The 11,568-nt window shown below is 65.7% G+C and carries 11 protein-coding genes and 1 tRNA gene; all 12 read right to left on the bottom strand.

Annotated features, from left to right (window positions below; all coding sequences use genetic code 11):
- Positions 1 to 95: 95 nt before the first annotated feature.
- Positions 96 to 1,310, bottom strand: a complete 1,215-nt coding sequence (locus ACX3PH_RS15920; RefSeq protein ID WP_459093676.1) for an MFS transporter — start codon at positions 1,308 to 1,310, stop codon at positions 96 to 98.
- Positions 1,311 to 1,314: 4 nt separating this feature from the next.
- Positions 1,315 to 1,902, bottom strand: coding sequence for an isochorismatase family protein (locus ACX3PH_RS15915; RefSeq protein WP_459093675.1), 588 nt, complete (start codon positions 1,900 to 1,902; stop codon positions 1,315 to 1,317).
- A gap of 32 nt (positions 1,903 to 1,934) precedes the next feature.
- On the bottom strand, positions 1,935 to 2,921 hold the full coding sequence (locus tag ACX3PH_RS15910) for a Gfo/Idh/MocA family protein (RefSeq protein WP_459093674.1): 987 nt from the start codon (positions 2,919 to 2,921) through the stop codon (positions 1,935 to 1,937).
- A gap of 66 nt (positions 2,922 to 2,987) precedes the next feature.
- Positions 2,988 to 3,845 (bottom strand): hypothetical protein, encoded by an 858-nt coding sequence (locus ACX3PH_RS15905; protein WP_459093673.1) that lies wholly within the window; start codon positions 3,843 to 3,845, stop codon positions 2,988 to 2,990.
- A 239-nt stretch (positions 3,846 to 4,084) separates the two neighbouring features.
- Positions 4,085 to 4,219 (bottom strand): methionine/alanine import family NSS transporter small subunit, encoded by a 135-nt coding sequence (locus ACX3PH_RS15900; RefSeq protein WP_459093672.1) that lies wholly within the window; start codon positions 4,217 to 4,219, stop codon positions 4,085 to 4,087.
- Entirely contained in the window at positions 4,216 to 5,838 is a 1,623-nt protein-coding gene (locus ACX3PH_RS15895) for a sodium-dependent transporter (RefSeq protein ID WP_459093671.1), read from the bottom strand. The genes ACX3PH_RS15900 and ACX3PH_RS15895 overlap by 4 nt, the downstream gene beginning before the upstream one ends.
- Positions 5,839 to 6,205: 367 nt before the next feature.
- Positions 6,206 to 7,342, bottom strand: a complete 1,137-nt coding sequence (locus ACX3PH_RS15890) for a hypothetical protein (RefSeq protein ID WP_459093670.1) — start codon at positions 7,340 to 7,342, stop codon at positions 6,206 to 6,208.
- Positions 7,343 to 7,347: 5 nt separating this feature from the next.
- The gene (locus ACX3PH_RS15885) at positions 7,348 to 7,674 is read right to left on the bottom strand and encodes a PadR family transcriptional regulator (protein WP_459093669.1); all 327 of its coding nucleotides are present in this window, start codon (positions 7,672 to 7,674) and stop codon (positions 7,348 to 7,350) included.
- Positions 7,675 to 7,983: 309 nt separating this feature from the next.
- A tRNA-Thr gene (locus tag ACX3PH_RS15880) sits at positions 7,984 to 8,059 on the bottom strand.
- Positions 8,060 to 8,113: 54 nt separating this feature from the next.
- Positions 8,114 to 9,640: an alpha/beta hydrolase gene (locus ACX3PH_RS15875; protein ID WP_459093668.1), complete on the bottom strand. Its 1,527-nt coding sequence runs from the start codon at positions 9,638 to 9,640 to the stop codon at positions 8,114 to 8,116.
- Positions 9,640 to 10,806, bottom strand: coding sequence for a DNA polymerase III subunit delta' (locus tag ACX3PH_RS15870; RefSeq protein WP_459093667.1), 1,167 nt, complete (start codon positions 10,804 to 10,806; stop codon positions 9,640 to 9,642). The genes ACX3PH_RS15875 and ACX3PH_RS15870 overlap by 1 nt, the downstream gene beginning before the upstream one ends.
- Before the next feature lie 142 nt (positions 10,807 to 10,948).
- The gene (tmk, locus tag ACX3PH_RS15865) at positions 10,949 to 11,566 is read right to left on the bottom strand and encodes a dTMP kinase (RefSeq protein ID WP_459093666.1); all 618 of its coding nucleotides are present in this window, start codon (positions 11,564 to 11,566) and stop codon (positions 10,949 to 10,951) included.
- Positions 11,567 to 11,568: the final 2 nt, after the last annotated feature.

Raw genomic sequence — 11,568 nt, 5'->3', positions numbered from 1 at the left:
ATGTCCTGTCACGAACCTGTCAGCGATGTCCCGTCACTTCACAGCGCATTAACCCGCCTCGGGGTCAACAAACCGGCTCGCGGTTGGTGCGGAGGCTACAGCGCGCCCTCGTCGCCGGCCTCCGCCGTGGCGTCGCCGGCCGGCCGCGGGTGCCGCGGCACCGCCGGCTCGCGCAGCAGGAACGCCAGCGCGAACGCCACGACCGTGAGTCCGGCGAGGATCGCGTACGTGAGGCGCAGGTCCGTGGCATCCGCGATCCAGCCGAGAAGCGGGCTGAATAGTCCGCCGACCGTCACCGCCATGCCCACTGTCACGCCGCTCGCGATGCCGATGCGGTTCGGCAGGTAGTCCTGCCCGAGGATGACGAACACGGCGAACGGCATGAAGATCGTGACGCCGCAAATGGCGACGAAGATCAGCGCGACCACCCAATCCTGCGCGAGGGCGAGGCCGACCATCGCCGGAATGGCGAGTGCGAATCCCAGGCGGATGCTGACCAGTCGCCCCAGCCGGTCGGCCGTCCAGCCGCCGATAACGGTTCCCACCGCGCCGGCGAACAGGAACACCGTCAGCGCCACACCACCAACCACCTCGGAGGTGCCGAAGTCGTTGATGAAGTACAGGGCGACGAACGAGATCGTGCCGAAGAATACGATCGAGCGGACCACGACGACCGCCGTCAACTTCAGGAAGGCCGGCCAGTCATCCGTCCCTGGCGGATGCGCGGGGCGCTTTTGCGAGCCCTTCTTGCCATCGAGAACGGTGCGCAGCCGGATGACCAGCAGCGTCGCCATGAGGGCGGCCGGGATGACGAGCAGCACGCTGCCGCTGAGTCCGGTAATCAGCAGGAGCGGGGTGGCCACCAGCGACCCGAGGGCGAACCCGACGTTGCCTCCCAGCGCGAACACGCTCATCGCCCGGTTGCTGTTGCCTGAGGCCTGCCTGGCAGCCCTGGCCGCCTCCGGGTGGAACGCGGCGATTCCCACCCCGGACAATGCGATCACCAGCCAGGTCATCCAGTACTCGACAGTGAAGGCGACCAGGCCGACGCCGATCGCCGCGGTGAGCATCCCGGCGGGGATCAGCCAGCGGCGCGGCCGCCGGTCGCCCCACCAGCCGAACGCAGGCTGCACCACCGACGACAGCACGTTCGCAGCGAGCACCAGGCCAGCGACCGCCGCATAACTGTAGTGCCGCTCGGCCACCAGGAACGGGAGCAGGGCAGGAACGACCCCCTGATAGAAGTCGTCGAAGACGTGGGCGGATGCCAGCAGGGCGACACCGCGGCGGTTCACCCGCCGTGCACTCATAGAGTCACTTCGCAGCAGAGCTCACGAGTTCGACGCCGGCGTGACCGAGCTCGATCAGCGCGGCATCGCTCGACTCCGGGGCTACCCCGGCCACCAGGTCGGTGAGCACGCGAACGCGCCGGCCATGCTCGACGGCGTTCAGCGCGGATGCCCGCACGCAGTAGTCGGTGGCAATACCGACGACATCGATGTCGAGCACGCCGAGCTCATCCAGCTTGTCGGCCACCGTCGCACCATCCTCCGTAGTGCCCTCGAAGATGGAGTACGCCGGAACCCCCTGGCCCTTCTTCACGTGCACACCGACCGGCTGGGTGTCGAGTGCCGGGTGGTACTCGGCACCCGGTGTCTCAGCCACGCAGTGAACCGGCCAGGTCGTCACGAAGTCTGGCGGAGCATCCGTCGCGAAGTGTCCGCCGTTGTCGCCATTGGCGTTGTGCCAGTCGCGGGAGGCGAAAACGTGGTCGTAGCGGTCGGGGAACGTGTGCAGGAGCTCACTGATGCCGGCGGCCACCGCAGCACCACCGGTTACCCCAAGGGCCCCGCCCTCGGTGAAGTCGTTCTGCACGTCAATGATGAACAGGGCGCGAGTCATGGCCTAATTCTACTTTCTTGCGCCAAGACGTGTCAGGCATCGGCCGCGTAGACCAGCCCAATCTGGCGCCGCACCTCGTCGAGCGTCTCCATAATGCTGATGGATTCAGCCGGTGGCAGGATGCTCCCGCTGATCTCCCCGGCGGCAACCAGGCGTTCCAGCTCCCAGGCCTGGTACTGCATGCCGCGGCTGGCTTCGCTCGGTTCGATCCGCTCCACGACAGTGCCGCTGCGATCGAACACGGTGATCGCGGTCGGCGTGTACCAGACCGCGTCGAACTGGATGCGACCGGCCGTGCCGATGATCATCGCCGTGTTGGGACCCGGGGTGTCGAGCGCCGTGTGCAGCACCGCCTGCCGGCCACCCTCGAAGCCGAGGATGATCGACGTCTGCCGGTCGACACCGGTGGCAGACAGCTCGGCGATCGCAGCAACCTGGGTGGGCACCCCGAAGAGTTCGTGGGCGAAGGAGACCGGGTAGATCCCCAGGTCGAGCAACGCTCCCCCGGCGAGGGTGAGGCTGTTGATCCGGTTCTCCGGGTCGGTGGACAGCAACTGATTGTGGTCGGCGATGAGGGCACGCGGCTCGCCGATCGCCCCATCCGCGAGCAGCTGACGCACCCGTTCCGACTGCGGGAGGAACCGCGTCCACATGGCTTCGAGCACCACCAGGCCGCGGTCGGCAGCGAGGGCGACCACCTCCCTGGCTTCTGCGGCGTTCACCGTGAACGGCTTCTCCAGCAGCACGTGCTTTTCTGCTTCCAGCGCGAGCTTCGCGCCCGGCGCGTGGAAGGGGTGCGGCGTCGACACGTAGACGACGTCAACCTCGGGATCGGCGACCAGCGCCTCGTAGCTCGCGTGAGCGGTCGGGATTCCGAATTCTGCAGCGAACGCGTCAGCGGACGCCTTCGAGCGCGATCCGACGGCCGTCACCGTGAACCCGTTGTCAACCAGGTCCCGAGTCTGCAGGTGGGCGATGCCACCAGTGCCGAGAATCCCCCAGCGAAGTGCCGACGACATCCGTTCCCCTCTGAAGCGTCCCGCACGGGAGGCTTCCTCTAGGAATGGTATCTAGCCGATGAGGAGCTAGCAGCCACCCCAGCGGGCCGCGGCGCGGCTGAAGCTGTATGCCTCGTTCGGCACGCCGCCGTGGGTCATCGCGAAATAGATGCAGACCCCGGAGGTGGCACCGGCGTAGGACGGCTTGTACAGGGAGTTGCGGTGTGACGTCGAGTTCCACCACTTGCTGGCCGCACTCGCGCCACTGTCGCCCGAGCCGCCGGCCAGGTTGCCGTCGCAGCCGACGCTGGGCACTCCGTCGCTGCGGGAAGAGCCGATGTGGCCCCACGCGCTGGACGGGTCGGTGCTCGGATCTTCGGCCATCCAAATAAGGCGGGCCTCAAGGCAGGAGTCGTAGCGGATGTTCGACATCGGCACCGGCTGCAGGCAGTTGGCCACGCGGATGGCGTTGTACTGGCTGGCGAACGAGGCCAGGTCGCCTGAGGTGGTTCCGGTGATCATCCCGCCACCGGCAGAGACACCGGGCGCTCCAGCGGTCGAGCCGCCGATGTTGCCGGGACAGGTGAACCCGGCAGCCTCAGCAGCAGCGCGTCGTGCGGCGGTACCGCTCGCCCGGTCGCTCTTGTTGAGGACCGGCTTCGGGATGGGCTTGGGAACCGGCTTCTGGGCCAGGTGCTCGGAGTCGGTGGCCAGCATGGCCTCGCGCTCCGCAGCGGTCTGTGGTGTCTCGCTGGCACCGGTCTCGAGTGTTGTGGTCGCAATCTGTGCCGCTGCGCTGGCATCCGTGGCGAACATCGGGCCGGCAACCTGTGCCGCATAGGCCGGGGTTTCCTCGACCAGGGACGGACCGCTGCCGCCGACAAAGGGGAGGACGAGGGTGATCACCGCTGTGAAAAGCGCGACGAGTAGCGCTGAACGCTTCATCTGATCCCCCGTAAAAGAAACTCGTTATGTACCCCGAAAACGATGTTAGGTCAAGAATAGGTACCCCGACCGGGCACATCAAGCAATCTCGGGGCACTGGACCCCGATTGCCACCTGTATTGGGGGTGTTTCGCAGGCAATTCCCAGAAATCTCGGGGGGACAGAACGATCGTTTTGTCCCCCGAAATCCCGTTTGTACCCTTTACCTGACAGTGCGCGCGCGGGCGCGACGAAGTCGCCTAGAGCTCGATGGGCGGGGCCGGCTCCGTCTCTGCTACCTCAGGATGGCGCGCGAGATTGAAGACGGCGGCGACCAATCCGCCCCACACAGTAGCCATGGCGATGATCATCATGACGAGGGCTGTCGGTGTCATGAGCGTTCTCCACTCTTCGTCGGAGCGACCACGCGCACGGTGTTGGTCTCCGGATCCGGATCGTAGTGCTCCTCAGTGAGGAACTCGTCGTACTCTGGGTCATCCCTGGCGCGCGAGCGCCCGCTCCACGGCAGGAGCGAGAGAAGGAGCGCAAGGACGACGAGGGCGACCACCATGCCCCAGCCGAAAACGGCGAGGAACCACGTCGGGTAACCGCCGTACGGGTCGGAAATCTTCGCGATGAGTTCGCTGACGAACAGGTAGCCGAGCACGACCGGCGCCAGCCCCGCGATGAGCACCTTCCACACCAGGCTGATGCGGAAGCTCGAGCGTTCGTTCAGGTGCGCCTGCAGCGTCGGCAGTTTACCCAGCAGCCAAGCGACCACGATGACCGCGACAAACGCCACTGCCATGATGCCGAACGCGTTGACGAAGGCGTCCGTCGTGTCGAGCACCGCCAGTGCCGTGGTAGTCGAGAACAACGCCATCGACACGATGGCCAGCGGGATGGACACGGTGAGGGTCGTGCGGATACGTGTCCAGCCGAGCTTGTCTTGCAGCGCGGCAACGATCACCTCGAGGATCGAAATGAGCGATGTGACGCCGGCGAAGACCAGCGCGCCGAAGAACAGAACCCCGATGATCGTGCCACCCGTCGCCTGCGAGACGATGGTCGGGAAGGCGATGAACGCAAGGCCGATACCGGATGTCGCGACTCCCGCCACATCCGTTCCCTGCGCCTGCGCCATGAAACCGAGCGCCGCGAAGACGCCGATACCTGCGAGGATCTCGAACCCGGAGTTCGCGAAGGCGACGACCAGGCCGGAGCCGGTGAGGTCGGTCTTGCGTTTGAGGTACGAGGCGTAGGTCACCATGATGCCGAACGCGACCGACAGCGAGAAGAAGATGTGCCCGTAGGCGGATGCCCACACGCCGGGGTTGGCGAGGGCCTCCCAGTCGGGGGTGAAGAAGGCGCCCAACCCCTCCATCGCCCCGGGCAGGAACAGCGACTGCACCACGAGGATGGCGAACATCACCGTCAGCAGCGGCATCAGCACCAAGTTCGCGCGGCCGATCCCGCGCCTGACTCCGAGAGCCATGATCACGATGACCACGAGCCAAACGACCAGCAGTGGGATGCCCACCTGTGGGACGAACGTCGTCGATAACCCCCCGTCTGCGACATCCCCCATCTGCAGGAAGTCGGTGAAGAAGAAGTCCTCCTCGTTGCCCTTGCCCCAGGTGAGCTGTGCCGAGAACCATGTGTACATTGCGGCCCACGCGATGATGACGGCGTAGTACGCCGCGATGGCGACGCAGATGAGCACCTGCCACCACCCGAGCGGCTCGGCCGCCCGGTGCATCCGTCGGAACGCGAGCGGTGCCGACCCGCGAAAACGGTGCCCGATCGCATAGTCGAAGAAGAGCAACGGGATGCCGGCAGTCAACAGGGCACACAGGTACGGAATGAGGAAGGCGCCGCCGCCGCCCTCATACGCCACGTATGGAAAGCGCCAGATGTTGCCGAGGCCGACTGCGGAGCCGATGGCCGAGAGGATGAACACGTTCCGAGAGCCGAAAGCCTCACGCTTGCGAGTCTGTGTCGTTGCGGTCGCCATGCCGCGACACTACCCCCACATGACAGAAGCCGGGAGGGAACGGAGGTCCCGCCGTGACAGCACACTAGGGTTTGAGAATAACGGTGGAGCCGCCTGTCAGAATCGAACTGACGACCTTCTCATTACGAGTGCGTCTGACCCGGACAAGGGGTGCATTTCACTGATTGCATGCGTTGCACCCACTGCCGATTGCGGCACTAAGTGCACGCGTTTCGGTTCTGCGGGGACGGCACGGGGACGACGGCAAACTGACCTCGGATGCAACCAAGGCAGGCGCCGTCGAGCGGCTGCTGTTTGCTAATTTGATCGAGATCGGAATGCGGATCTCTGCCCTTGCCGGAAAACGAAGAGCACGCGGTCGATCTCGTTATCGATGTCCATCCACGATGTCCCCGGTCGTGGCCACAGCGATGTGCCTTGGGAAGCGAAGGTTGCCCACGCTGACTAGTACTACTAGCACCAAGACCCAGCGCCCCAGGAGCATCACTAGTTCAGTTGGGACGGTCATCTCCACTGTCCAGGTCATCAGTCGAAGAAAATCCACGACTGAGGCATAGCTCATCCCGATGAGGGCGACTGCGACGACGAACCTCACGACATGACCACTGACGGTGGATCGACGGGACAGTCCTGCGGCAATCACAACGACGGCCACCACTCCGCAGAGGACGGCCCAGACGGCGAAGACAGCAGAGACGGTGGCTTCTCCGAGAGCTTTGTGCGCCAACCACTCCTGGTAGACGGCGCCGTTCGCGTTTCCGCCGAAGACCAACGGGGTGCGCCCGGCCCAGGCGACGATCGAATCCACCACGCACACAGTCGCGATGAGGAGCAGGGCCGCACCGGCGAGGGCTGAGAAGATAATGCGGCGATGACGAGGGAGCAGCGCCGACGGCCGTTTGAGTGAACGAAATTCGGTGCGCAACAGCACGACGGCCATCGAGATCACTGCGATCGCCACTAAGTAGCTCACCGTGCCACGACTCAGGAGCATGTCGCCGTCGATGTAGAAGTAACTGTCGATCTGAGTCTGCGCGACGTGCGAGTATCCCGCGAGAGCAAGGAGCCAGACCGCGCCTCGGATTCGCGCTGAGACTCCGAGGGTGACCGTGACCAACGCCACGGCGAAGATGGGGCCGAGCACCGCGAAGGCGTCGAGCAGCGACGACATCGTGAATATGACGAAGTTGACGCCCGGATTTGGGTTCCAGATCGCGGCAGTCACGATGTCGGCGTATCGCGTGAGCGCGAGGAGCGCCGCGCCGAGGGCCACTCCAGCAGCAAGTCGGGCCCGACTGCGAACCTTCGCATCAGGCATCCGGCTCAGCGACGGCAGCGGCCGCTCCAGGGTCACGGCGAAGGCCAGTGAACCGATCGCGACATCGGATGCCCGAACTCCGGCCTCGGACGCGTCCCGAAGCTCCCCGAGCCACTGCTCCCGGTAGCGATCGCGGGCGGCACGCGGGAGCAGCGAAGCCGCAAGCCCCACGACCAGCTGGCTCATGCTTTTCATGCTGTCGCCACCGACGCGGACGAAGGCCGCAGGCTGGCGTTCATCGATTTGCGGGCGAAGCCCTCAATGGCCTGGGCGGCCGCCGTAACGCCGCCCTCAGTTAGCTCGTAGTACCGCCGGCGTGGCCCCGAGCGGGCATCATCCGTCTCCCAACTCGAAGTCACCCAGCCGGAGGACTCCAGCCGTTCGAGGATCGGATAGACGCTGCCAGCCGGCCTGCCGCTCAGCTTGATCACTTGCAGGCCCCAGCACGCGACGTCCGACTCGCTGAGAACCTTCAGAACATCAATGGTGGCTGGCGTGACTCGCGACAATGGTTCCATGGGTCAAATCTAGCTATATCGAGATAGCTGGTCTGCCCCCACTAGGAGGGGCTGAATGGCGGCAGGCTAAGGGGTGACAGAGCGGGTCCCCCACCTGCTTGACCGCGACGTCCCTCACGAGGATCGGCTTGCGGAACGTCGGCCGATTGTGGTGAGCACCTCCTCAGGCGCGTTCTCGGCTTGCCCGCTCAGTGAGCAACCCCAAGGACCGGCCCCGGTGCTCGGAATACGAATCTGGCGAACCCCGCTTTGGCGACGAAGGTGGGGAGTGGAGGCAAGCCTCGATCCTAGTAATGGTGGGGTTTCTCCTGGAGCCGCCTGTCAGAATCGAACTGACGACCTTCTCATTACGAGTGAGATGCTCTACCAACTGAGCTAAGGCGGCGGCTGGCGGCTTTCGCCGATGGCACAGCAAGAAAGCTTACCGGATGATCTGGCGTCAGCAGAGCGGGTCGGTCTCGGGAACCTGCCCGTCGATGAAGTACCCGTCGACGGCATCGTTCACGCAGGCGTTCGACTTGTTGTAGGCGGTGTGCCCTTCCCCGTTGTAGGTCACAAGGTAGCCGTTCTCCAGCTGGCCGGCGAGAGCCTGCGCCCACTTGTACGGCGTCGCCGGGTCATTGGTGGTACCGACCACGACGATCGGCGCAGAACCGGATGCCGCAATCGGCACCCGCAGGCGCGTCGCCTCGAACGGCCACTCGCTGCACGACGTTCCACCGTACGACATCTGCGGCCCGAGCACCGGGGCAAGCCTGGCAAGCTCGGCCGCCTCCGCGTGCAGGGTTTCCCGCGTGCTGGTCGAGACGTAGTCCAGGCAGTTGACGGCGATGAACGCCTCCGTCGAGTTGTCGGCGAACGTGCCGTCGTCGTTCCGGCCGTAGTACGAGTCGGCCAGCTGGAACGCGAAATCGGCCCGGCCCGCCATCACCTCGTTGAACAGGTCGGTGAGGTACGACCAGGTCGTCGAACTGTAGAGCGGCAGGATCAGCGCGTTGAACATGGCGCCGCTACCCAGCTGGCGGCCGTCCGCAGCCCGCAACGGACTGGCATCCAGGCTCTCGAACAGGGCGCGGATGTCCAGCATCGCCTGATCGACCGACCCACGGAATGGGCACGCAGTACCGGTCATGCAGTCGGCCAGGTAGGCACGCAGCGCGCTCTCGAAACCTTGGGCCTGAGTCGCCGTGACCTCGAAGTCCGTCGTCGCCGGGTCCACAGCGCCGTCCAGCACCAGCCTGCCGGTGTTCTCCGGGTAGAGGTCGGCGTAGGTCGCACCGAGCAGCGTCCCATACGAGTAGCCGAGGTAGTTGAGGTCGGTGTCACCGAGGATCGCCCGCAAGAGGTCGAGGTCGTGGGCAGCGCTCACCGTGTCAACGAAACCGAGAAGCTCGCCGGTGTGCTCCAGGCACGCTTCACCGAACTCGGCGGAGGACTGCTCGATGTCGTCGATCCAGGCCTCGGAACCCACCTCCTCCGGCGACAACTCGTAGAGGAACGCGGTCAGCTCATCCGGTTCGTCGTAGCAGTCAACCGGGGATGACCTGTTCACCCCGCGAGGGTCGAAGCCGACAATGTCGTAACGGGACTGCAGCCTCGCCGACACGGCGAAGTCCAGGCTGTCGCGCACGAATTCGAAACCGGATGCTCCCGGCCCACCCGGGTTGATCAGCAGCGAGCCGAGCCGGTCCCCGGTGGCCACACTGCGGATCAGGGCGAGCTCGATGCTGTCGCGGGAAGGATCGCTCCAATCGAGCGGGACATCCGCTGTCGCACACTGGAAGCCGTCCTCGCAGGCTGACCACTTCAGCACCTGGTCGTAGAACGGCTGCAGCTCTGCCGACACTTTCTCCCCGGTCGGGGTCGACGTCATCGGCTTCGACTGGCCGAGCCAGGGCACGCATCCGCTCAGCACGACGGCGACGGCGAGAACTGCGGCGACGACCCCGGAACGACGCAGCGCCACTAAGCGGCGCCCCTTCTGGTAGCCGAGATGAGGGTTGCCTCCAGCGACAGCACTGGGGACACATTGCCCTCGATTCGCCGGCGTGCCGTAACGATGGCGTCCATGGTGGCCAGCGTCTGCGTGGCCGAAGAATGTGCGGCAGCGTCACGGAGCTTGGGGAGGATGGCCAGGTTGACCGGCTCGATGTCAGCACCCAGCTGGATGAGCAGGATGTCGCGGTAGAGCGACAGCAGGTCGACCATGATCCGGTCGATGCCGTCCCGCAGGCTGCGGGTGGCCCGGCGCTTCTGGTCCTCTTCGAGGTCTTTCAGCTGCCCGCGCAGCCTGGGCGGAATCGTTCCACCCGGCTCGACGCCGAGCGATCGCAGGGCGCTCTCGCGTTCCTGGGCGTCCAGCTCGGCGGTAATCGCCTTGCCGTCCTCCCCCGCCAGCTCGAGCAGCGTCGCCGCCGCCATCACGGCATCCGATACCGTGCGGATGCCCAGCGCGGTTTCCAGCGTCTGGTGCCTCCTGCGGCGGGCGTCATCGTTGGTGGCCAGTCTGCGCGCCATGCCGATGTGGCTCTGCGCCTCACGTGCCGCCCTGGTCGCCGTCTCAAGATCGACGCCGTCGCGCGCCACGATCAACTCCGCGACATCAGCGATCGACGGAACACGCAGGCGAACGGTGCGCACCCGGGAGCGGATGGTCGGCAGCAGGTCGGCCTCGCTCGGCGCGCACAGGATCCACACTGTGCGCGGAGGCGGCTCCTCCAACGCCTTCAGCAGCACATTCGAGGTGCGCTCCACCATGCGGTCGGCGTCTTCGACGATCATCACGCGGTAGCGGCTGACGGACGGCGAGAACTGCGAGCTGGCGACGATTCGCTTGACGTCTTCCATCTTGATGATGACGCCTTCTGTACTGAGCACCGCGAGATCCGGATGCGTGCGAGCGGCCACCTGACGCCGGGTCGCCTCGTCGCCGTCCGGTGTTCCCGGACTGAGTAGCGCTGTCGCGAACGCATAGGCGAGGTTGGAGCGGCCGGAGCCGGGAGGGCCGGTGATCAGCCAGGAGTGGGTCATCGCCGATTCCCCGACCGGTGCACCGATGGCCGTCGACTCGGCCGCGGCACGGAAGACCGAGATCGCCTCGGCCTGGCCGGTCAGTTCATCCCACACAGACATGCTGTAAGCCTAAAGGTCACCTGCGACCCGTCCGCACCGCTCTCCACAGTCGCGAAAGTGCCCGTTCCGGAGAATAGTGCCCGGCGGAACGGACACTATTCTCCGGAACGGGCACTTCAGGCGACGAGTCGCTGCAGGGGCATCAGGAGAGGAGGGGCTCCACTCGAGCGCGGATTGCCGCCGCGATCGACTCCATGCTGTCGGTGGCGTTCAGCACGAGGAACCGTTCCGGCTCGGCGGCAGCCAGTTCGAGGTAGCCGGCGCGCACGCGGGCGTGGAAGTCTGCCTCCTCAGCCTCGAGGCGATCGTATTTGGTGCGGCGTTGCATCCGGTCGCGGCCAGCCGACTCGTCCAGGTCGAGCAGGATGGTCAGCGCCGGCATGAATCCTTCGGTGGCCCACAGCGACAGGTCACGGATTTCGGTACCGTCGAGCACCCGCCCGGCACCCTGGTAGGCGACGGATGAGTCGAGGTAGCGATCCTGGATCACCACCTCACCCCGCTCGATCGCCGGCCTCACCTTGGTCGCGATATGGTGCGCGCGGTCTGCCGCATAGATGAGGGCTTCGGCGCGCGGTGCGATGTCGCCGCGGCGGTGCAGCACGATCTCTCGCAACTCCAGGCCGAGCTCGGTGCCGCCCGGCTCCCGGGTGTGCATGACGGTGTGACCGGATGCCTGCAGCCAGTCGGCGAGGAAACGCGCCTGAGTGGTCTTACCTGACCCGTCGCCGCCCTCGAAGGTGATGAAGAGGCCGGTCACGG

The sequence above is a fragment of the Homoserinimonas sp. A520 genome (assembly GCF_054489245.1).
The sequence above is the reverse complement of the archived record's forward strand: the minus strand, read 5'-3'. Positions and strand labels throughout refer to the sequence as shown.